Source organism: Natronorubrum tibetense GA33 (genome assembly GCF_000383975.1).
GTDB classification, from domain to species: domain Archaea; phylum Halobacteriota; class Halobacteria; order Halobacteriales; family Natrialbaceae; genus Natronorubrum; species Natronorubrum tibetense.
The window spans coordinates 1,928,889-1,948,228 of the sequence record NZ_KB913017.1 but is presented as its reverse complement, the minus strand read 5'-3'; the positions used below and the strand labels follow the sequence as shown (position 1 = coordinate 1,948,228).

Here is a 19,340-nt window from a genome sequence, read left to right as displayed (position 1 = left end):
AAGGGAACGACCGGCCGCCGACCCGTCGATCAGGTGACCGTCGGCTCCTCGTCGGCCGTCGCCTCGCGCGAGCGGACGAACGAGACGACGGCGTAGACGATCGGGGTGTCGACGACGGCGATGGCGAGTTTCAGCAGGTACTGGCCGACCATCAGCGCCAGGAGTTCGCCGACGCCCAGGACGGGACCGACGCCGAGGACGGCCGGCGCGAGCGAGAAGGCGATGGCCACGAAGATGACGGTGTCGATGGCCTGGCTGCTCGCCGTCGAGGCGACGTTTCGCAGCCAGAGCTTCTCGCGACCGGTGTAGTCGCGGATCCGGTGGAAGACGATCACGTCCCAGTTCTGGCTGACGACGTACGCGAGCAGGCTGCCGAGGACGATGTTCGTCGACGCGCCCAGCACGTCCGCGAACATTCCGGGATCGATACTGGTCTCGGCCGCGGGAGCCGCGATGGTCGACCAGACGAGCACGAGAACGACGAAGTTCATCGCGAAAGCGACGTTGACGACGATCTGTGCCGCCCGTCGGCCGTACAGTTCCGCATAACAGTCGCTGGCCAAAAACGTCAGCGCGTAGGCGAGCGCGGCACCGGGAAGTACCAACTCCGCGCCCGTGACCGGAAGCGAGAACGGCAGCGAGAACGCGAGCACCTTCGAGGCCGTCAACTGCGCCGTCACGAGCGCCGTCACGAACAGCCCGATCAACGCCACCTGTGCGACCGTCGGACCGGCGGGCGGCCGCGACGGCGAGTTCGACTCTGTCATGCCCGTCGCGTATCAGCGAACCCACCTAAACGATTCGAGACGGTCTCGAGCACGCCTCGATCGGGTCGCTGCGAACGAGTCGCTCAGTACTCGAGGCGAGCCATCGAGGAGCCGACGATCGAACATATCACTCGGACGTGAGTGAGATCGGGCGAACAAGCCCCGCAGCGAGCACTTTTCACGGCCGTGAGATTTTTCTACTCAGATTTCATATGGTTTTGAAAGTCGAATATCGAGGCTTCGGAATCGCTTTCTCACGCGTTCGCTCGAGCGTGTGTCTGTCTCTCGAGAGGACGAGTATAACACAACTGTTATACGTAACCCGGCACTCTCTTGGAATGCAATGGCGAAAGGAAACGTTGATTTCTTCAACGACACAGGCGGCTACGGTTTCATTTCGACGGACGACGCGGACGACGACGTATTCTTCCACATGGAAGACGTTGGCGGTCCGGACCTCGAAGAAGGCACAGACATCGAATTCGACATCGAACAGGCCCCCAAGGGCCCCCGCGCCACCAACGTCACCCGCCTGTAACACGGCTCTACACGTTCGGTAACGGATTTCACGATCCGATTTTCATTCTTCAGTAGACTACACGGAGAGCGACCGTGATATCGACAGGGTGCTCACTCGAGTGCGATTGGCACCGACGAGTCGCTCGCTCGCGTACCATCGATACCGATACTCGAGTGACTTCCCTCCCGCTCGTCGACCGATACGGAGGCAGTAGTCAGTGAACTACTATCTTTCCAGTACATTCACGCTAACTAGTACGTTCTCGGAGACGCAGCGATCGTTTCACGATCCGCTCACTTCCCGGTTCGATAGTAAGCGGTCGTTGACTGTCTCTCACAGGGAAAACTAGCCCGCAGAGACGCGAGACGCACACCTCGAGCGACGAATCGCCAGCAAGCGGTGTGCCGACGAGAGGCGCGTGTAGTCCACTGTTACCGACAATAAAGCAGACTCTCACTGTAATTATCTCAGTTAGACTGTACACACAGTCGAGAAACAGTTGATACGAGAACGATAACAAATAGTCGAACAGTTGGTGTGTCGGTGTGGTTGCAACATGGACGATCTGACCGGATTTCAACGCGATCTACTGTACGTGATCGCCGGAGCCGACGAGCCGTCTGGCCAGGAAGTAAAAGACGAAGTCGAGAAGTATTACAACAGCGAGATCAATCACGGCCGTCTGTATCCCAATCTCGACACGCTCGTCAACAAAGCGCTCGTCGAAAAGGGACAGCTCGATCGCCGAACGAACTACTACGCGATCAGCGACAGCGGCCTCGAGCAAATCGAAGACCGGAGAGAGTGGGAACAACAGTACATCGAGTAATCGAATTCGCGACGATCGACTGAGCGCCGCGTGACAGTCGATATCGTGCAGACTTCCCCCGTCGCACGACGGCGACCACTCGGGGCTTCAGCGGCGGCTCGGGCGATACGATCTCCGCCTGGACGAGTACCATCCGATGGGATTCGTCGAGTGTGATCTCGCTCTCTCACTGTTCGGCCTCTTGCGGTCGACGAACAGCCCTCGAGACGACCGGTCCGGCGGTCGCTTCGAAGGGGTCAAGCAGCGAGGCGTCTCTCAGTATCGGTCAGCGGGTCACGCTCGAAATACGCTTCCACAGCGGTGGGCTTGGTCGTTGTTGTCGCCGTAGACGCGGTAGAACCGCTCCGAAACGTACGCTCCGCAGTGTTCGTACGTGCTCTAGGTATCCGTTGACGGCCACGGAGCGACCGTCACGCCGACCACCCCGTTTCGGCTACTAACATCGCAAGCAGGCGGCGACCCGGAACCAGTGACTGGTTCGGTTCCAATTTGAGACCCCCTGTTTCCGAAACAGAGAACGAGCGTTTCGGGTGGTTTAGTACCGTACTATCGTCCGAATCGGTTTCGGCCACGCTTCGGGTTTGTTGTGCATGGGCCCTGACGGATTACGAACCTCGGTCAGAGCGAAGCTCCTCCCTGCTTCGAATCCGCCAGCGATCCCGTACTCGCGGCTCACGAGTTGTTCGCCGCGAGATACATGGGCCCTGACGGATTCGAACCATCGACCACTCGGTATCTCACACACCCGCACCAGTTGCGGCCGTGTTATGAGCCGAGCGCTCTAACCAGACTGAGCTAAGGGCCCTCACACGAACGAAATCGAGGAATATAGTTAACCCTTACTCTCCGTCCTGCTCGAGTCGCGTCTCAGCCGACTCGCCGAAGAACTCGAGCATCCCTGCCTGGGCCGCCTCGCTCCGGCGTCGACGTTCCGGAACGGAAATCTCCTCGACGCCCTCGGGAACGGCTCGATCGTAGGACTCGTAGTAGCCGTCGGGGACGACCCAGTCGTTGTAGTAGTCCGGTCGGACGTCACGAATGAGTGTCAGCGCGACGTCGGCACCGTTGCCGGCGTTGACGATCGCCTGATGGTTCCGACTCGTGATCCGGCCGGCCGCGTACAGCCCGTTGCAGTCGGTGCGGCCGTCCGCATCGGTCGGGACCACCATCACCGGACCCGGCTCCTCGGGCTCGCGGGTCACCGGCAGGTCCTCGAGAAACGCCGTCCGGGCCCACGAAGCGACGATGAGTCGGTCGGCCAGGACGGTTCGGTCCTCGGTCTCGAGGACGAACCCGTAACCGCTCTCGTCGCCGCCCTCGGCGCGCCGAACCGTCGTCACACTCGCTCGATGGGTGCGAGCGCCGGCCTCACGAGCGTGCTCGCGGGCCAGTTCGAGGAACTGTGCCGGCTGGATTCCGAACGGGAAGCCGAGGTAGTTCTCGAGGTGGGCCGACTTCAACAGCGCCGACCGATCGTGTTCGAACAGGACTGTCTCGAGGGCGGCGCGTGCGGTAAAGACGGCGGCGGAACAGCCGGCGGGGCCGCCGCTGATAACGGCGACGTCGTAGGTGGGGATGTCGTCGGTCAAGCGAGTCGTCGAGTCCGATGCAACGGTCGAGTCGGTCGATGCGTTGGGGTTCGTCATAGGTGGGGTGGACGCTGGTGATCAGTAGTCGATTCAGTATCCTCGAGTCCGGTTGCAGCCGAGAGCAGTGTCACAGGCTGAAAACGAAACTATCCGAGCCGCCGCGAAAGGGAATCCGCTTAGTTCTCGTCCTGGTAAGCCGACAGCGATTGATCGGTTCCACCCTGTCGGTGGCGAGTCGCGAGGCCCGCCAGATGCGGCGCTTCGGGGACGATCAGTTGCTCACAGGCCGTCCGGCAGGCGTTTGTGCTCCCGGGGAGACAGAACACCGGCGTGTCGACCGCGATCCCGGCCGTCGCGCGCGAGGCCATCGCGCGGGTACCGACTTCATCCCACGAGAGCGATCGGAACAGTTCACCGAAGCCGGGAAGTTCGCGTTCGAACAGCGAAGAGGTCGCTTCGGGTGAAACGTCGTCTGCGGTGACCCCTGTCCCACCCGTAGTGAGTACGATATCGATCTCCCGACGTGCGACCAGTCCGCGCACCGCCGTCCGAATCGACGAGTAGTCGTCCCGGACCAAGAGCCGTTCCTGCACCTCGTGACCCTCGGCTTCGAAACACTCCTGAATGGTGTCCCCACCCGGATCGTCGGGATCCGGCTCGTCGGCCTGTGCGCGCGAACTCGAGACGGTGACGATCCCCACGTAGAGCGGATCGATGATATCGTGGCCGTGATCGTCGGTGCTCCGGCGGTCGTCGGTGTCGGTCGTCATAGGACGATATCCTCGCCGAAGGGCGATAATAGCTCCCCTCTCGGAAGCCGCCGACTCGAGCGACCGGGTCCGAGCACTCGACTCACGAGTTCGTCCCCCCGTGTGAGACCGTCACCGTCTCGCCCATCCCCGTCGGTGCGGGGTTCTCGAAGGCGGTCCAGTCCGCCTCCATCTCTTCGTCGGTCAACAGACAGCCATCGAGTCGCGCCTGCAGATCTTCCATCGCGATATTCCGCCCGATAACTGCGAGTCGCGTCTCGCGGTCGCCCCACTCCTCGTCCCACGAGAGGTCGGGCTGGCCGCGTCGGTACTGCGCCTGTCGCTCCTCCGAAAAGCTGGCGATCCAACGACCCGTGACCTCGAGACTGGTCTCCGACCCGGCGTAACTCGCCGTGATCGCCTGTTTCTCGCGGCCAGCGATCCAGCACAGTCCCTTGGCGCGTACGAGACCGTCCGGAAGATCAGCGAGGAAGGCCGCGAGGCGCTGTGGATGGAACGGCCGCCGGCGATGATAGGTGTCGACCTCGATACCGTACCGCTCGGGAGGATGGGTGTGATCGTGATCCCCATCGCTATGCCCGTGTGGCCCGCCATGGTCGTGCTCGTCGCCGTGACTGTGATCGTGCTCGTCGTGGACCGGGTCATGATTCTCGCGACTGTGACCGTGCCCGTCACCATCGTGGCTGTGAGCCGAGCCGTCCGCCTCGTGTTCGTGCGCACCGTCCTCGCCGGACTCGTCAGCGTCGCTCTCGATCGCTCGCTTCCAGCCCGCCGACTCCGCTGCGGCCTCGAGGTCGAATCGCTCGCTGTCGAGCAACGCCTCGGGCTCGAGCGCGCCGTACTCGGTCGTGACGACCTCGGCGCGGGGCTGAAGGGTCTCGAGCAGCGCGACGACCTGCTCGCGTTCGTCGTCGCTCACGAGGTCACACTTGTTCACGACGAGCAGATCGCAGAACTCGACTTGCTCGAGCAGCAGGTCTCCGAGCGGGCGGCTGCCGGTCTCGTCGGGGCCCTGGGGCTCCGGAATCGGCGGGTCGTCTCGTTCGTCCGAACTGCCCGCAGCGAACCGATCGTAGAACCGTCGCGCGTCGACGACGGTGACGACCGCGTCGAGGTCGTAGGGACCGCCCGCGGGCCCGCGGACGAACTGCCGGGCGATCGGTTCGGGCTCGCCAACGCCCGAGGCCTCGACGACGAGGTAGTCGAAGTCGTGTTCCTTCCAGAGTTGGATCACCGACCGGGAAAGCTCGCCGCCGAGACTACAGCAGATACAGCCGTTCTCGAGGGCGAGTACCTCCTCGCCGGTCGTCAGATCGGTTCGGGCCTCCACGAGGTCGGCATCGACGTTGACCGCGCCGACGTCGTTGACTAACACGGCAATCTCTCGGTCGGTCGACTCGAGCAGGCCGGACAACAGCGTCGTCTTGCCCGCGCCGAGTTCGCCACAGAGGACGGTGACGGGAACGCTCATTTACTCGTTTGCGAGCGCGAGTTCACGTTGCTCTTCCGGTTCGAACGGATCGGCGTAGGCGTCCCAGTCGTCGTCCATCTCCGCGTCCGTCAGCACGCAGTCGTCGAGGCGGGCGATCAGTTCCTCGTCCTCGAAATCGCGGCCGATGAAGACGAGCCGCGTCATGCGGTCACCCCACTGGTCGTCCCAGTCGTCTTTCAAGCCGGGACGAGCGGCGAAGTACTGCTCGCGCTGTGCCAGGGGGAGCGTCGCGAGCCACTGACCTGACGGACCGGCACGGACCGACGTGCCAGCCTTGTCGATGCCCATCGCGACGTCCTCGCGGCCCGCGCTCCAGAAAAAGCCCTTCGCGCGGACGAGTTCGTCCGGCAGTTCCGTGAGCAGGCTCGCGATCCGCTCGGGGTGGAACGGTCGGTCGCGCTGGTAGACGAACGACGTAACGCCGTGTTCTTCCTGTGGGTCGTGGTGGTGGTCGTGTTTGAGTTCGTGTTTCCAGCCCGCAGACGCCTGTGCGCGCTCGAAGTCGAACTGGCCGGTCCCGAGAATTGCGTCGGGGTCGACGTTCCCGAACTCGGTTCGGACGATATCGGCACGGGGCTGGAGTCGCTCCAAGACGGCCTCGATCTCGTCTAGCGAGTCGTCGGGAGCGAGATCGCACTTGTTCAACAGGAGGACGTCACAGAACTCGATCTGGTCGAGGAGCACCTCCTCCGGCACGCGGCCGGACTCGCCCTCGAGTTGCTGATCGGTCAGCGCGGTCCCGGTGTCGAACGACTCCCAGATACTGTGGGCGTTGACGACGGTGACCATCGTGTCCAGTTCGTAGGTGTCAGTCGGATCGAAGTCGGCGTCCTCAAAGCCCATCGCGAACGTCTGGGCGACCGGAATCGGCTCCGAGATACCCGAGGATTCGACCAGCAGGTAGTCGAAGTCGCGACGATCGGCCAGCCGACCGACCTCGTCCAGCATGTCGCCGCGCAGGCGACAGCAGATACACCCGTTGGACAGTTCGATGATCTCCTCGTCGCCGCCCAGGTCGGTCTGCTGGGTGACGTGCTCGGCGTCGACGTTCACGTCGCCCATATCGTTGACGACGACGGCGACCTCGAGACCGTGGTCTGCAGTCAGCACGTGGTTGAGAACGGTTGTCTTGCCCGCACCGAGCGGGCCGCTGAGAACGGTTACGGGAATACGGTTGCTACTCATAGATCAGTTGTGAATGTGCACTCGGCCCTTGTTAATGTTAGTTATTACGTAAGCACTCGACAGTTCATAACAAATTCTATTATCTAAGCCCCCTATGTTCATACTATCAATGCCCGTCGTCAGCGTCTCGATGCCCGCCGAACTGATCGACCGACTCGATGCACACGCTACGGAACACGACTACACCGGCCGCAGCGAGGTCGTCCGGGAGAGTGCGCGAACGCTACTCACCGAGTTCGACGACGAACGGTTCGTAGACGAGTCCCTCGCCGGCGTCGTCACCGTGTTCTACGATTTCGGCACCCAGCACGTCGAACGCCGCGTAACGGAACTGCGCCACGAACACGACGCTGACATTGCCTCCAACGATCACAGCCACGTCGCGGACTACTGCGTCGATTGCTTCGTCCTCGAGAGCGATCTCGAGGCGATTTCGACGTTCGTAGGCAAGCTCCGAGCGATCGAAGACGTTGAGACCGTCGACTACTCACTGGTTCCGCTCGAGTCCATCGGGCAGTTGCAGGACGCCTGATTCGAAGCGCGGCTCAGGGTCGGCGCAGGTCCTCGAGTCGCTCGTCGAACAGATACTCGTCGGCCCGGTTGATTCCGGCGTGCTGCCCGTTTTTCGGCGTCCGGAATCGAATCTCCATCGTCCCGCTCGCAGCGTCCGAGACGGGGACTAGATACCGGTTGTCGTTTATCGGGTCGTAGACAGCGAAGTACTCCGCGCGGCCGTCCGCTCCTCGACGGTCGTACCGCTCACGTCGCTGGCGAGTACGGCTGACAGTTTCGAAGGCAACCGTTTCCTCGCTCTTTCGGTACGCCGTCTTGCACTGGATTCGGTGAAATCGTCCACCGACCTCGACGACCAGGTCGTACGGCTCGTCGTCGGAAGTCGGCACGAGCACCGGAACGTCGCACACGGCGAACGCCGCCCGAACGATCGCTTCGGTGGCCTGGCCGCGCTTTTGTGGCTCCTCGAGGTTCTCGTATCGCGTGCTTCGGTCGAGCATGGACGGTTTCGCCGCGCTATTCGATATAAACTACCGGACTGACTGTTACAGACAGTAGAGCGGTCACGGCCTCATTCGACCGTGACAGAGGCGACACTACGAGTAGAAGCAATTCGGGTCAACCACGGCTGGCTCTATCGGCGAAAAAACGTACGAGGAAGCGCCAAAGCCAGGACTCGAACCTGGGACAACCTCGTATCTGCGGCGACCAGCGAAGTGCTGTGTCACCGTAACAGCGAGGTGCTCTACCAACTGAGCTACTTCGGCTCATTTCCAAATAGTCGGGTGTGTTTGATAGGGCTTTCGTTTTGCTTGCTCCGTGTTCGACACCCTTTCACGCAGCGCTCGAGTATCACCCCCCAATGAGCGAGGAGGACCCTGCGAGCGACGATCCTGACGCGACCAGCGACAACGGCTTCGAGTCGGTCGTCGCCGACATCCACGAGCGCATCGAACCCAGCGCGGACGAACGGGAACGCCTCCGCGCGGTCGCCGACCGGCTCGTCGCGCGGGCCGAAGCCGCCGCGACCGACCGCTGTCCCGACGCCGACATCATCCAGGCCGGCTCGACCGCCAGGAACACCTGGGTCAGCGGCGACCGCGACATCGACATCTTCGTCCGCTTCCCGCCGGATCTCGAGCGCGAACAGCTCGAGCGATACGGCCTCGAAGTCGGCCACGAAACCCTCCCCGACGGCCACGAGGAGTACGCCGAACACCCCTACGTCAAGGGCACCGTCGAGGGGTTCGATATCGACGTCGTCCCCTGCTTTCGCCTCGAGTCTGCCACCGAAATCCGCTCGGCCGTCGACCGCACGCCGTTTCACACGCAGTACCTCGAGGCCCGCCTCGACGACGACCTCGCCGACGACGTTCGCCTCACCAAACAGTTCCTGAAGGGAATCGGCGCCTACGGCAGCGACCTCCGGACCCGGGGCTTCAGCGGCTACCTGACCGAACTGCTCGTCGTCGAGTACGGCGGCTTTCGCAATCTGCTCGAGGCCGCAGCGAACTGGCACCCGCAGGTCGAACTCGATCCCGAAAACCACGGGCGAGAAACGTTCCACGATCCGCTCGTCGTCATCGACCCGACCGACCCCGAACGCAACGTCGCCGCCGTCTGCTCGCCCGAGAACGTCGCCCGCCTCCAGCACTACGCCCGCTCGTTCCTCGAAACCCCTCGAGTTGAGGTCTTCGAACCCGCAGCGCCGGAGCCGCTGAGCGAGTCCGAGCTACGGACACACCTCGAGCGCCGCGGCACGACGCCCGTCGCCGTCCGGTTCGAAGCGCCAGATCTCGTCGAGGACCAGCTCTACCCCCAACTACAGAAATCCGTCGACGGGATCGCGACCGGACTCGACGACCGCGGCTTCGACATCTTCCGCGCGACGACGATGGCCGACGACACCGCGGTGATTTTCGTCGAACTCGCCGTCAGCGAACGCCCCGCGATCGAAGGCCACCGCGGACCGCCGATCCACGTCCGCAGCCACGCCGAGGGGTTTTACGACGCCTACGCGGACGATCCCGAGGCGTACGGCCCGTTCATCGCCGGTGATCGCTACGTCACCGAACGTCCGCGAGAGTTCACCACCGCCCGCGAGTTCCTCGCGAGCGACCGCCTCTTCGACGTTGGCCTCGGCGCCCACGTCGAGACAGCGCTCGAGAACGAGTACGAGGTCCTCGTGGGCGAGGAGATCACGGCGCTACTCGAGGAGTTCGGACCCGAGCTCGGCCGATACTTCGAGCCCCATCCCTGAGCGGAGCGCCAGAACGTCCGAAACCACTCAGCCGTCGAGATCGGTATCCAGTCCGTGCGCCTCGAGTACGTCTTCGAGCGTCGACTCGACGTTCTCACCGCAGTCGGCGTCAGGCTCGATCGGCTCCCGGCCGTCGAACGTCTCGTGGACGATGGCGACGCTGTCGGCGAGCACGTCGAGTCCGTAGCCGCCCTCGAGGATGAACGCGAGCGCGGCGTCGGTCTCGTCGGCGAGCGTTCGGAATCGATCGGTCATCAGGGCGTAGGCCTCCGTCGACAGCCGAATCCGCGAGATCGGATCGTGCCGGTGGGCGTCAAAGCCCGCACTGATCAACAGCAGGTCGGGGTCGTAGTCCGTCAGCGCCGTCGTGATCGGTCCCTCGACCGCGGCGAGGTACTCGCCGTCGTCCGTCCCGGCGGGCATCGGGATGTTCATGGTCGTTCCGGAACCGTCGCCCTCGCCGGTCTCGTCGATTGCGCCGGTCCCCGGATACAGCCCCTTTTCGTGAATCGAGACGAAGAAGACGTCGTCGCGATCGTAGAAGATGTCCTGTGTACCGTTGCCGTGGTGGACGTCCCAGTCGACGATTGCGACTCGCTCGACGTCGTAGTCCTCGGAATCTAGCGCGTACTGAGCCGCGACCGCGGCGTTGTTGACGAAGCAAAACCCCATCGCGTCGTCGTAGACGGCGTGATGGCCCGGCGGTCGCCCGATCGAAAACGGCGTCTTCCGGCCGGCTTCCCCCTCGAGTGCGGCCTCGGCGGCCCAGCAGGCGAGTCCGGAGCTGTAACAGACCGCGTCCCAGGTCTCCTCGACGGCCGTCGTGTCGGGATCCCAGTTGCCGCCGCCGTCGGCGCAGAACGCTTCGACGGATTCGATGTACTCCCGCTCGTGGACGGCCGCCATCCGATCGATATCGCAGGGCTCGGCCTCGACGTACTCGACGCCGTGTTTCTTCTTCAGTCGCTCTCGAATCGCTCGTAGCCGGTCCGGCGACTCAGGGTGGCGCGAACCGGGATCGTGTGCGAGACAGGTCTCGCTGTAGCCGAATTGCATCTCACTCGAACAGCGAGAAGTACGTCTCGATGTCGTCCTCGGTGATCGTTCGTCGGTCGGCGTGGTGGGCGAGGGTCGCGGACGCCCGAGCGACGTTGTCCGCGTAGTCCTCGAGAATATCGGCGAGGGCGACGCGAGCGTCCATCGAGACGCGGTAGCGATCGTCGATATCCAGCCTGGCGATGCGGTCGACGGGGGCAACGGGGAGCTCGAGATCATCCTTGTCGACGACCCGTTCGACGCCGAAATCCTCGGCCATCAGGGTCTTGCGCCCGTCCTCGGTCGCGAGCTCGGCGGCGTCGATCGCGAGCTCGCTTCCGTGTTCTTGGATCCGCGTTGCGAGTTCCTTCGACGCGTCGGCACTCACCCGAAGTTCGCCCGCGTTCCGCCGGATTATCGTGTCCACCGGGGCGAACGGGAGTTCGACGTTCATACAATGATAGGCGAAGCTAACTCCCTTAACGCTTTTCCTAGCCGCTCGATGAGGTTGCTCGCGGCGTCAGAACACGTCGTTTGCCTCGAGACGACCGTCGCGGACGACCCCTCGGGCGGTTACCTCCTCGCCGAGACCCACGTCGACGTCGGTCGCGACGCTCATCGTCGACTCGCCGTCGTCCAGTACGACCGGATCGCCAGCCTGCACGACGACCCCGGTGAACTCGAGTTCCTCGCCGTCGTTCGGGTCGTCCGACTCAGCGGCCGTGTCGCTCGAGTCGTCGTTCTCGGCCGTCTCAGCTTCCGAATTCGTATCGTCGCTGTCGTTGCTATCGTCACCGTTATCATCGCCGGCGAACGCCGACAGCCCGGCGTTCGCGTCGCTCGAGCTGCCCGACTCGTCGCCCGCGGCGTCTCCGGAACCGGCGGAGTCGGACTCGAGTACCGTGATTGTCGACTGCCAGCCAGCGGACGCCTCGAGATCGTCCTGCCAACCGTCCTGGATCTCCACGTCGCCGAGGGCGACCTCGTCACCCGGACCGATGTCGATATCGGCCTTCTCGCCCCACATCGCCACGCGGATGTCGCCGGTCGCGTCCTGCACGCGGATGTTTCGCACCTGGCCTTCGGAGCCGTCGTCTCGGTCGAACGTGCGCTTCGGATCCGCCGAGCGGACGACGCCCGCGATGTCGACCATTTGGTCGATCTCGAGGTCCTCGATCGGCGTGCTCTCGGGGACGTACTCGACTTCCTCGTCGACCTCTTCGACCGCACCGCGGTTGCCGACGTGGAGCTCGAGGGTCCCGTCGCGGTCCTTGACGTAGCCGTCGATCACCTCGACCGTCGATCCGGGATCGATCTCCGTTGCGGTGTCGGCCTGCTCGTCCCATAGCGTCACGCGCACGCGACCGGTCGAGTCGCCGAGAACGAGGTTCGAAACCTTGCCCTCGGAGCCGTCGTCGCGGTCGAACGTGCGGACGCTGTCGGTATCGAGCACGAGTCCGACGAGATTGACGTTCGAGAGGCCGAGTGAGAGCGCCTCGACGGTGTGCGTGTCGGCGACCTGCACGTCGACCTCCGTATCCGGATCGGGCTGGACGTCGTCCACGCTGATTTCGACACCCGAAAAACCCTCCTTCGGGCGGCCCTTGACTCGCAGCACCTGGCCCTCCTCGAGTTCCTCGATCGCCGCTTCGGCGTGCTGGTCCCAGAAGGCGGCACGCACGGAGCCGGTCTCGTCGGCGACTTCGACGTTGACGACGCGGCCGTCCTCGTCCTCGCCGTCGCGTTCGAAAGTGCGAACCTCGCCGATACTGGTTACTTTAGCGATGAACTTCACGTCCTCCATGCCGGGTTCGATGTCGGCGATGCCGCCGACCTCGCTCTCGCCGATCTCGTGAGCGACGAGCATCGCCGCCGTCTCCTCGTCCGCGAGACCCCCCATCTGCTCGACTTTCGCCTCGACGGCCTCGCGAAACTTCTCGAGAGAAACGTCGGCCTCGAGGTCTTCGTACACGCCCTCGATGTCGCTCATTCTAGGTTCGTGCATGCGTAGGTCGCGCATAAGCGTTGTTCATTCGGTGTCGTCGGCCGGGGTTCCGACCGGGATCGGTTCGGCCCGCCCGCACTCGGTTCTGCCACTCCGGCCGGCCCACCATCGCGTCCGAGAGCATACTCCTGCTGGTCCTGTCACCGTATATAAACTCGTGGCTCGGTGGGTGGCCCTCGAGGCCCGACCGTGGGAGATGCAGCCACGCACGAACCGGCGATTCGCCGGCCGTCTGCCGGTCTCTTTCGAAAGGGCTTTAGTGTCCACCGGGTTACGAAGAGATGAGTCCTGGTAGGGTAGTGGACTATCCTCTTGGCTTGCGGAGCCAGGGACCGGAGTTCAAATCTCCGTCAGGACGTTTCTGCCGACACCAAACCGCGAGCGAAGCGAGTGGCTGGTGTCGGCGAAACTCATATACGGAGATTTGAGCAGGGAAGTCGCAGCGCGACCGAAGGGAGCGACCGTCTTCCCGTGTTCAAATCTCCGTCAGGACGCTCACTTATCGCGAGTGCTTCACGTTGTTCAGCACTCGCTCTTGCGTTCGGTCCTGACGTGCCTTACGCTCACTTCGTTCGCGTAAGACTCCGTCAGGACGTTTTTGCCGACACCAAACCGCGAGCGAAGCGAGCGGCCGGTGTCGGCGAAACTCATATACGGAGATTTGAACACGAGAGTCACAGCCCGCGCAACCGAGCGAAGCGAGGTGAGTAGGAACGTCTCTCACCTGTTCAAATATCCGGACGACGCACGCGCCGTCCGTGCTCTCTGCTCACCCTGTTCGCAGAGAACTCCGTCAGGACGCTCACTTCGTTCGCGTTAGACTCCGTCAGAACGTTTTTGTCGACACCAAATCGCGAGCGAAGCGAGCGTCTGGTGTCGACGAAACTCCACCGGAGATTTGAGCAGGAAAGTCGCAGCGGCCGAGCGAAGCGAGGGCGACCGTCTTTCCGTGTCCAAATCTCCGGACGACGCACGCGTCGTCCGTGCCCAACGCTCGCTACGCTCGCGTAAGACTCCGTCAGGACGTTTTCATCGACCTACCGTCTTCCCAGACGATATCTATTCCTTTCTGAAGCGAGATACGTCGGACATGATCAACAGCCTCGTCGTCTTCCTCGTCAGTCTCATGATCGGTGGCCTGGGGATTCACATCGGAGCCACCGTCATCGCCAACGTCAGCGACTACACGTACGCGTTCTTCACCGCGTTGTTCGGCGCAATCGTCTGGAGCGTCGTCGGCTTCTTTTTCGGCTGGATTCCGTTCCTCGGCCCGGCGATCGTACTGCTCGCGTATCTGGCGGTCGTCAAACGACGGTATCCCGGCGGGTGGATCGACGCCGCCGGCATCACGCTCGTCGCGTGGCTCTCCGTAGTTGTGGTACTGTACGGCCTCGCGTTCGCCGAGATCACGACGTTCGACGCCGTCGGCGTCCCCGGCACGTAAACCTCGAGCACCGTCCGATCGATGGCCGACCTATGAGCGGCCGTCGTGTGCCGACACGGCCGTTACTCGTACTCGGTTCCGAACCCACCGCGAGCGGAGTTCGAGAACGATGCCTGCACACCACCCAGCGGAAGACGAGACCGAACAGGACGAGGGGATACAGACGGGCGACGTAAGCCGGCGGCAAGTCCTCCGGACGACGGCTGCCACCGCAGTCGGTGGGGCCGGTCTCGCCGGCGCCTCCGGCTCGGCCGCCGCGAGCGGATTCACGGGCTGTGACGAGTGGCTAGACGCGCCAGCGGAGTACCCGGAGATCGACCTCATCAGTTCCAATCCGTCGGCGGCGAATTTCGACGCCCTCGAGGACGAGTCCGAACTCGTCATCTTCGTCCACGGCTGGCTCGGCCTCGAGACCAGCACCGATCAGGCCTACACGCTCGAGCAAGCGCTCGCAGAGGACGAGTACGACGCGCCGGTCGTCGCGGCCTCGTGGGAGGCCGACACCCGAAACTACTGGCGCGCGGAGAGCAGGACCGAGACGGCCGGCCAGCGGCTCGCGTCGTGGCTCACGTCCGATCGGGCCGCTCTCGAGGAGCGGACGGTCAGGCTGGTCGGCCACTCGCTCGGCGGGCGGCTCTGTCTCGAGGCGCTCACGGCGCTCGATGGCGAGGCGACGGTCGACACCGTTGCCCTGCTCGGTACCGCAGCAGACGACGATTCGGTCTGTACAGACGGGGAGTACGCCTACGGCATCGACGCCAGCGCTGAGGCGGTCGCCAACTATCACTCGGAGAACGACGACAGCATCTGTTATGGCTACGACCTCCAGTCGCTCTCGAGCGGCCTCGGTTGCGGCGGATCCGACTGCGACGGCGGTTGGGTCACCGACGACAGCGGCTCCGTACCGGGCAACTACACCGACGTGGATGTCACCGACGAGGTCGACGATCACTGCGACTACGCGAAACCAGAGGTGGGCTGCGTGCCACGGATCGTCGAGGACTGGGACTCCAACTGACGGAGCAAGAGAGGCCCACCGATCGAGACGGCAGCCACGCGGTTACGGGTTCGGCGACGGGGATAGAGGGGACAGTCGGCGGGCATCACATCGCGTTGGCATCGGTACCGACAGGTCACACCGGTCGCCGATATAGTTGTTGAACTGGTAGGTGGCGCGTGGCAGGATGTGCGTCTCGCCACTGTCTCACGTTGCGGTCACGCATATCCGGCCGACAGCGTCGCTCTTTCCTGAACAGTAGTTTGTATTGCCAAGTGTGCATCAACAGATTTTTATAACACGTTAAAATTGGTATTCCTCGTCATGGCAGAAGATGACAAGGGAGACGGTAACATGGGTCGAGAAGTGTTGACCGAGAACAAAAGTGACCTGAATCGTCGGTGCCTGCTCAGGGCGACGTCGGCGGCGGCCGTGGGGGCCGTCGGTGTTGGGGCGGCGAGCACGTCGGTATCCGCTGGCGAGGTAAAGGACTGCACGGACTGGCCGGTTGAGGCACCAGCGGACTATCCGGAGGTCGACCTGACGGGTACCCCATCGGAGTCGAATATCCCGCACGGCGTCGACGAGATTTGCATCTACGTTCACGGCTGGAACGGGATGAAGTCCAGCGAGAACCAGGCCTACACCTATGAGACCGCGTTGGGACAGAACGGCTACGGCGCACCCGTCGTGGCGGCCACGTGGGACGCCGATACGGCCAACTTCTGGGGCGCCGAGAGCAACGCCGACACGGCGGGCCAACGGCTGGCCGACTGGCTCCGGGACTACCGCGCAGCGAACCCGTCGACGACGATCCGGCTGACAGGACACTCGCTGGGTGGACGGGTGAGCCTTGCGACGTTAAACGCGCTCGGTGGTGACGAGGTCATCGACACCGTCGCGTTGCTCGGAGCGGCCGTCAACGATGACACGGTCTGTGACGACGGCGAGTACGCCGACGGCATCACTCACTCGGCTCACGTCGTCTACAACTACCACTCTCGGGACGACGACACGGTCTGTACACTGTACGGCCTCCAGACGTGGGGAAGCGGCGTCGGCTGCGACGGCGCCGACTGCGGCGGCTGGTTCAGTTCCGGTTCGACGCCAGACAGCTACCACGACCGCGACGTGACCGCACAGGTCGATGGCCACTGCGAGTTCATGCGGCCCGATATCGGCTGCGTTCCCCAGATCGTCAACGACTTCTGAGGGCCGCAGCGAGGCTGGAATTGTCGAATCGGGTGGGCGGTGAGTCACGGGACGCTGCGACAGGCGACGCCCGTCGGAGTCCGTGCCGGAGCGATGAGGGAGCGGTCCGGCGCTGCCGCTCAGGGGTTCGAAACTGGGTGAGAGGAGTAAGCCCCCTTCTGTTCGTCCCGGCATTCGGCTGAGCGTCCGTGCCGTCCGCGGCGATGCCGCGGGGCGTTCGGGCTACCACGGCACGGACTTGCACCGGTGAGGGTTCGCCGTTCCATCGCTCCTCGGCCGTCTCCATACGGTCGATCGTGACTCGCGGTTTTCGCGCCGAAGGCGCTCCGAACCGCGCACACGATCCGTGGATTTGAACCACGGGATATCAACCGCAATCCTCTGCGGGTTAGCTCCCCTTCCTCTCGGTCGGGTTCGCGCGCATCATCGGTCGGGCCGAGACGTGTCGTTTCTGTTCCAGAGCCAGCGGTCTCCCGCTCCGGACTTGCGTCCGGTCACCTGCCCGAACAGGTGGGGGGACTTTCCTCGCGTACGTTGCGCGTCCCGGAGGGACGGGCAACGGTAGAGCGTGATGCATCCCGAAGGGATGGATCACGTTACAGCGTAGAGCGACTCCGAGAGTCGGTCCACGTCAGATAGCTACCCCGTCGCCGAGACAGCTACCGCGGCAGCCAGGCTCTCTCTCCCAGTTATCGTAGGGGCGGCGGCCGAATAAGTCCCCCGGTCGACGCGACGGCTCACCGTTCGGTTCGAATGGAAGCGCTTTAGGAGAACAATTCCCATGTATATCTGTATGTCCCAGCGACAGGGCGTCAACCTCTCCTACGAAGACGGTGCACGCGCGGTCGAACTCGCGCGCGAGTCCGTCGAATCTTTCGTACAACACGGACAACGAGAACAACCGGGCAGCATGCGCGAGGCCTTCTACGAACGAACCGGCGCGTTCGTTCGCCTCGAGTCCACCCGCGGCCGGGGCAGCCTACGCGGCTGCGCCGGCGGCTATCGCTCGGGCGAACAACTCGGTCACGTCATCGTCGACGCGGCGATCGAAGCCGCGAGCGAGGACTCTTGTGGCTCCGAAGTGACCCCCTCAGAGCTTCCGAATCTCACCGTCTCGGTCTGTGCCGTCCGGAACGTCGTCCTGACCGACGATCCGCTGGCCGACCTCGAGCTCGGAACCCACGGCGTCGCCGTCGACGGCGGCGGCAAGAGCGGTTGGCTCTATCCGACGGTCCCGGTCGAAAACCGGTGGAGCGCCGAAGAGTACCTCGATCGAACCTGTCGAAAGGCGGGCCTCCCGCCGAAGGCTTGGCAGGACGACGACGTCGTCGTCACGCTGTTCGAAGGACAGGTATTCCGCGAGCGCGACGCCGACGGCAGCATCGAAGAACTCTAACCGACGACGCAACGACGCGTACTGGTCGACTCGCCGACGCTGGCGAGGACCGCTGCAGCGTGCCGTCCCGGTCGACACTACTCCTGATACCGCATTGGGTTCGACGAAGCGACCTCGAGCAACGCGGCCAACAGTCGACCGCTTCCGATCACCGATCGAACGTCCGGTAGATCGCGAGCAGTCCGGCGGTGTGAAAGAGCGTGATCGCGAGGAGACTCTGGGCGTCGGTGAGCCCGAGGACGGGGTCGAAGAGGTAGAGAATCAGGTACGGAATCACCGCGATGCAGACGATCCCGATCGCGAGCGCACGCATCGTCGGGCTGTCGTTCCGCCGGTAACCCCGGTAGGCGAGGTGGGCGACGAACAGCCCCACGACTGCGGTGAGGGCGGACGCGAGTGCGGTGATGGATTCGAGCATGATCAGGTTGTGTAGACGGCATAGAGGATGACCAGCAGCCCACACAGCTCGGACAGTGTCGTGAACAGCAACTGGGCTGCAAGCGGTACGGCCTCGAGGTTCCCCGCGAGCAGTCGGACGAACATCGGGGCCGGCGCGAGCAGGAACATCCCGACGGCGAGCAACAGGATCGGACGCGCCCGCGTCCGCCGGTAGCCCTCGATGAACCGGTAGGTGACGAGCACGGCGAGGACGGTCGCCACGAAGAACGTCACGACGGCGGCGAGTACGACGGGCGTCGAGCCACCCTCGACGTCGACCTGCAGCGGCAACGAGGCGAGCAGCGAGGGCTCGAGTGCCCCAATCCACGTCGCCACCTCGGAGCCGACCGAATCATCCACCGTCGCGACTCGGCGCGTCACCTCGAGCCCGCTCGTCGGTGTGTTGATCGACCCGATCATCCGGAGAACTCCTCGTAGAGCCGCGTGAAGGTGTCCGCGGCGTCTTCCTCGCGATAGTCGACCGTCACGTCGAAGCCGTCGTCGGTCACGTCGATTGCGACGTGCTCGAGGCGGGCGACGTAGACCTTGTAGTGGTGGCCGTTCGGGTCGAGGCGTTGCTGGTCCGCCAGGAGGTCGCGCTCCTGGAGGCGATCGATGCGGCGATAGACGGTCGAGGGATCGGCGTTGCAGGCGTCGCTCAGCGCCTCGACGGACTGTGCGTCGCGGTAGGTCTCGAGGATGATCGTCCGCGCGTACTCGTCCTCGAGCAGGGCGAGGAGCTCCTCGGTGTCGGCGTCGACGACGGCCGTCATCGCTGCACCCTCCCTCGAGTGTCGACAGTGCTGTACGAGTCCGAGCGGCGCTCGAGTCGCATGTCCATCGTGACGGAGCCGCGAGTCCTGCGGGTAGCGGACTGCAGGCCGTCGA

Annotated in this window: 20 protein-coding genes, 3 tRNA genes, 1 other RNA gene and 1 pseudogene; 9 read left to right on the top strand and 16 right to left on the bottom strand. The window is 63.8% G+C overall.

Annotation, left to right across the window (positions count from 1 at the left end):
- Positions 1 to 29 precede the first annotated feature (29 nt).
- Entirely contained in the window at positions 30 to 767 is a 738-nt protein-coding gene (locus NATTI_RS0110090) for a queuosine precursor transporter (RefSeq protein ID WP_006087768.1), read from the bottom strand.
- 343 nt (positions 768 to 1,110) lie between these two features.
- On the opposite strand from NATTI_RS0110090, the gene NATTI_RS0110085 reads away from it, so the two are divergent.
- Positions 1,111 to 1,305: a cold-shock protein gene (locus tag NATTI_RS0110085; protein WP_006087767.1), complete on the top strand. Its 195-nt coding sequence runs from the start codon at positions 1,111 to 1,113 to the stop codon at positions 1,303 to 1,305.
- A 538-nt stretch (positions 1,306 to 1,843) separates the two neighbouring features.
- Positions 1,844 to 2,116: a PadR family transcriptional regulator gene (locus NATTI_RS0110075; RefSeq protein WP_006087766.1), complete on the top strand. Its 273-nt coding sequence runs from the start codon at positions 1,844 to 1,846 to the stop codon at positions 2,114 to 2,116.
- Positions 2,117 to 2,389: 273 nt separating this feature from the next.
- Here the strand turns inward: NATTI_RS0110075 and NATTI_RS27625 are convergent.
- From NATTI_RS27625 to NATTI_RS0110050, 6 genes and pseudogenes are all read right to left on the bottom strand, one after another.
- Positions 2,390 to 2,473 (bottom strand): annotated as a pseudogene (locus tag NATTI_RS27625) (DUF7563 family protein); the annotation flags it as partial.
- A gap of 341 nt (positions 2,474 to 2,814) precedes the next feature.
- Positions 2,815 to 2,921: transfer RNA gene (locus tag NATTI_RS0110070), tRNA-Ile, on the bottom strand.
- A 34-nt stretch (positions 2,922 to 2,955) separates the two neighbouring features.
- Positions 2,956 to 3,762: an NAD(P)/FAD-dependent oxidoreductase gene (locus NATTI_RS0110065; protein WP_006087765.1), complete on the bottom strand. Its 807-nt coding sequence runs from the start codon at positions 3,760 to 3,762 to the stop codon at positions 2,956 to 2,958.
- A 119-nt stretch (positions 3,763 to 3,881) separates the two neighbouring features.
- A complete protein-coding gene (locus NATTI_RS0110060) occupies positions 3,882 to 4,475 on the bottom strand; it encodes a MogA/MoaB family molybdenum cofactor biosynthesis protein (RefSeq protein WP_006087764.1) in 594 nt (197 codons plus the stop codon).
- An 82-nt stretch (positions 4,476 to 4,557) separates the two neighbouring features.
- Positions 4,558 to 5,946: a GTP-binding protein gene (locus NATTI_RS0110055; RefSeq protein ID WP_006087763.1), complete on the bottom strand. Its 1,389-nt coding sequence runs from the start codon at positions 5,944 to 5,946 to the stop codon at positions 4,558 to 4,560.
- Positions 5,947 to 7,152 (bottom strand): GTP-binding protein, encoded by a 1,206-nt coding sequence (locus NATTI_RS0110050; protein WP_006087762.1) that lies wholly within the window; start codon positions 7,150 to 7,152, stop codon positions 5,947 to 5,949. It lies immediately after the preceding gene.
- A gap of 109 nt (positions 7,153 to 7,261) precedes the next feature.
- Between NATTI_RS0110050 and NATTI_RS0110045 the strand changes: the two genes are divergently transcribed.
- Positions 7,262 to 7,684 (top strand): CopG family ribbon-helix-helix protein, encoded by a 423-nt coding sequence (locus NATTI_RS0110045; RefSeq protein WP_006087761.1) that lies wholly within the window; start codon positions 7,262 to 7,264, stop codon positions 7,682 to 7,684.
- A gap of 13 nt (positions 7,685 to 7,697) precedes the next feature.
- Here NATTI_RS0110045 and NATTI_RS0110040 read toward each other — a convergent pair whose 3' ends face one another.
- Together NATTI_RS0110040 and NATTI_RS0110035 are read right to left on the bottom strand one after the other, a co-directional pair.
- Complete coding sequence (locus NATTI_RS0110040) at positions 7,698 to 8,165, bottom strand: group I intron-associated PD-(D/E)XK endonuclease (RefSeq protein WP_006087760.1); 468 nt, start codon at positions 8,163 to 8,165, stop codon at positions 7,698 to 7,700.
- A gap of 161 nt (positions 8,166 to 8,326) precedes the next feature.
- Positions 8,327 to 8,432: transfer RNA gene (locus NATTI_RS0110035), tRNA-Asn, on the bottom strand.
- Between the two features lie 95 nt (positions 8,433 to 8,527).
- Here NATTI_RS0110035 and cca point away from each other — a divergent pair.
- The gene (cca, locus tag NATTI_RS0110030; RefSeq protein WP_006087759.1) at positions 8,528 to 9,925 is read left to right on the top strand and encodes a CCA tRNA nucleotidyltransferase; all 1,398 of its coding nucleotides are present in this window, start codon (positions 8,528 to 8,530) and stop codon (positions 9,923 to 9,925) included.
- Between the two features lie 27 nt (positions 9,926 to 9,952).
- On the opposite strand, the gene NATTI_RS0110025 is transcribed toward cca, so the two are convergent.
- The 3 genes from NATTI_RS0110025 to NATTI_RS0110015 form a co-directional block, all read right to left on the bottom strand.
- Positions 9,953 to 10,981, bottom strand: coding sequence for a histone deacetylase family protein (locus NATTI_RS0110025; RefSeq protein ID WP_006087758.1), 1,029 nt, complete (start codon positions 10,979 to 10,981; stop codon positions 9,953 to 9,955).
- A 1-nt stretch (position 10,982) separates the two neighbouring features.
- Positions 10,983 to 11,414, bottom strand: coding sequence for a histone (locus tag NATTI_RS0110020; RefSeq protein WP_006087757.1), 432 nt, complete (start codon positions 11,412 to 11,414; stop codon positions 10,983 to 10,985).
- A 66-nt stretch (positions 11,415 to 11,480) separates the two neighbouring features.
- The gene (locus NATTI_RS0110015) at positions 11,481 to 12,950 is read right to left on the bottom strand and encodes a single-stranded DNA binding protein (RefSeq protein ID WP_006087756.1); all 1,470 of its coding nucleotides are present in this window, start codon (positions 12,948 to 12,950) and stop codon (positions 11,481 to 11,483) included.
- Between the two features lie 300 nt (positions 12,951 to 13,250).
- Here NATTI_RS0110015 and NATTI_RS0110010 point away from each other — a divergent pair.
- From NATTI_RS0110010 to NATTI_RS0109995, 4 genes are all read left to right on the top strand, one after another.
- Positions 13,251 to 13,323, top strand: a tRNA-Arg gene (locus tag NATTI_RS0110010).
- 732 nt (positions 13,324 to 14,055) lie between these two features.
- Entirely contained in the window at positions 14,056 to 14,409 is a 354-nt protein-coding gene (locus tag NATTI_RS0110005; RefSeq protein ID WP_006087755.1) for a hypothetical protein, read from the top strand.
- Positions 14,410 to 14,518: 109 nt separating this feature from the next.
- Complete coding sequence (locus NATTI_RS0110000; RefSeq protein ID WP_006087754.1) at positions 14,519 to 15,427, top strand: esterase/lipase family protein; 909 nt, start codon at positions 14,519 to 14,521, stop codon at positions 15,425 to 15,427.
- A gap of 303 nt (positions 15,428 to 15,730) precedes the next feature.
- On the top strand, positions 15,731 to 16,618 hold the full coding sequence (locus NATTI_RS0109995; protein ID WP_006087753.1) for an esterase/lipase family protein: 888 nt from the start codon (positions 15,731 to 15,733) through the stop codon (positions 16,616 to 16,618).
- Between the two features lie 135 nt (positions 16,619 to 16,753).
- Here NATTI_RS0109995 and rnpB read toward each other — a convergent pair.
- An RNA gene (gene rnpB, locus NATTI_RS25070) (RNase P RNA component) lies at positions 16,754 to 17,163 on the bottom strand.
- 248 nt (positions 17,164 to 17,411) lie between these two features.
- Here rnpB and NATTI_RS0109990 point away from each other — a divergent pair.
- On the top strand, positions 17,412 to 18,014 hold the full coding sequence (locus NATTI_RS0109990; RefSeq protein ID WP_006087752.1) for a TIGR00296 family protein: 603 nt from the start codon (positions 17,412 to 17,414) through the stop codon (positions 18,012 to 18,014).
- Positions 18,015 to 18,162: 148 nt separating this feature from the next.
- Here NATTI_RS0109990 and NATTI_RS0109985 read toward each other — a convergent pair whose 3' ends face one another.
- The 3 genes from NATTI_RS0109985 to NATTI_RS0109975 are packed head-to-tail and all read right to left on the bottom strand — an operon-like array spanning position 18,163 to position 19,225.
- Entirely contained in the window at positions 18,163 to 18,432 is a 270-nt protein-coding gene (locus NATTI_RS0109985; RefSeq protein WP_006087751.1) for a DUF7521 family protein, read from the bottom strand.
- A 2-nt stretch (positions 18,433 to 18,434) separates the two neighbouring features.
- Positions 18,435 to 18,872 carry a DUF7521 family protein gene (locus tag NATTI_RS0109980; RefSeq protein WP_006087750.1) on the bottom strand — a complete coding sequence of 146 codons (438 nt, stop codon included), beginning with the start codon at positions 18,870 to 18,872 and terminating at the stop codon, positions 18,435 to 18,437.
- Positions 18,869 to 19,225, bottom strand: coding sequence for a hypothetical protein (locus tag NATTI_RS0109975; protein ID WP_006087749.1), 357 nt, complete (start codon positions 19,223 to 19,225; stop codon positions 18,869 to 18,871). The genes NATTI_RS0109980 and NATTI_RS0109975 overlap by 4 nt, the downstream gene beginning before the upstream one ends.
- Positions 19,226 to 19,340: the final 115 nt, after the last annotated feature.

What these genes read in the sequence shown, in the direction of transcription:
- NATTI_RS0109980 (WP_006087750.1), bottom strand. Translation starts at nt 18,872, where the DNA reads ATGATCGGGTCGATCAACACACCGACGAGCGGGCTCGAGGTGACGCGC.
- cca (WP_006087759.1), top strand. Translation starts at nt 8,528, where the DNA reads ATGAGCGAGGAGGACCCTGCGAGCGACGATCCTGACGCGACCAGCGAC.
- NATTI_RS0109975 (WP_006087749.1), bottom strand. Translation starts at nt 19,225, where the DNA reads ATGACGGCCGTCGTCGACGCCGACACCGAGGAGCTCCTCGCCCTGCTC.
- NATTI_RS0110085 (WP_006087767.1), top strand. Translation starts at nt 1,111, where the DNA reads ATGGCGAAAGGAAACGTTGATTTCTTCAACGACACAGGCGGCTACGGT.
- NATTI_RS0109985 (WP_006087751.1), bottom strand. Translation starts at nt 18,432, where the DNA reads ATGCTCGAATCCATCACCGCACTCGCGTCCGCCCTCACCGCAGTCGTG.
- NATTI_RS0110005 (WP_006087755.1), top strand. Translation starts at nt 14,056, where the DNA reads ATGATCAACAGCCTCGTCGTCTTCCTCGTCAGTCTCATGATCGGTGGC.
- NATTI_RS0110050 (WP_006087762.1), bottom strand. Translation starts at nt 7,152, where the DNA reads ATGAGTAGCAACCGTATTCCCGTAACCGTTCTCAGCGGCCCGCTCGGT.
- NATTI_RS0110020 (WP_006087757.1), bottom strand. Translation starts at nt 11,414, where the DNA reads ATGAACGTCGAACTCCCGTTCGCCCCGGTGGACACGATAATCCGGCGG.
- NATTI_RS0110000 (WP_006087754.1), top strand. Translation starts at nt 14,519, where the DNA reads ATGCCTGCACACCACCCAGCGGAAGACGAGACCGAACAGGACGAGGGG.
- NATTI_RS0110040 (WP_006087760.1), bottom strand. Translation starts at nt 8,165, where the DNA reads ATGCTCGACCGAAGCACGCGATACGAGAACCTCGAGGAGCCACAAAAG.
- NATTI_RS0110060 (WP_006087764.1), bottom strand. Translation starts at nt 4,475, where the DNA reads ATGACGACCGACACCGACGACCGCCGGAGCACCGACGATCACGGCCAC.
- NATTI_RS0109990 (WP_006087752.1), top strand. Translation starts at nt 17,412, where the DNA reads ATGTCCCAGCGACAGGGCGTCAACCTCTCCTACGAAGACGGTGCACGC.
- NATTI_RS0110065 (WP_006087765.1), bottom strand. Translation starts at nt 3,762, where the DNA reads ATGACGAACCCCAACGCATCGACCGACTCGACCGTTGCATCGGACTCG.
- NATTI_RS0109995 (WP_006087753.1), top strand. Translation starts at nt 15,731, where the DNA reads ATGGCAGAAGATGACAAGGGAGACGGTAACATGGGTCGAGAAGTGTTG.
- NATTI_RS0110055 (WP_006087763.1), bottom strand. Translation starts at nt 5,946, where the DNA reads ATGAGCGTTCCCGTCACCGTCCTCTGTGGCGAACTCGGCGCGGGCAAG.
- NATTI_RS0110075 (WP_006087766.1), top strand. Translation starts at nt 1,844, where the DNA reads ATGGACGATCTGACCGGATTTCAACGCGATCTACTGTACGTGATCGCC.
- NATTI_RS0110090 (WP_006087768.1), bottom strand. Translation starts at nt 767, where the DNA reads ATGACAGAGTCGAACTCGCCGTCGCGGCCGCCCGCCGGTCCGACGGTC.
- NATTI_RS0110025 (WP_006087758.1), bottom strand. Translation starts at nt 10,981, where the DNA reads ATGCAATTCGGCTACAGCGAGACCTGTCTCGCACACGATCCCGGTTCG.
- NATTI_RS0110045 (WP_006087761.1), top strand. Translation starts at nt 7,262, where the DNA reads ATGCCCGTCGTCAGCGTCTCGATGCCCGCCGAACTGATCGACCGACTC.
- NATTI_RS0110015 (WP_006087756.1), bottom strand. Translation starts at nt 12,950, where the DNA reads ATGAGCGACATCGAGGGCGTGTACGAAGACCTCGAGGCCGACGTTTCT.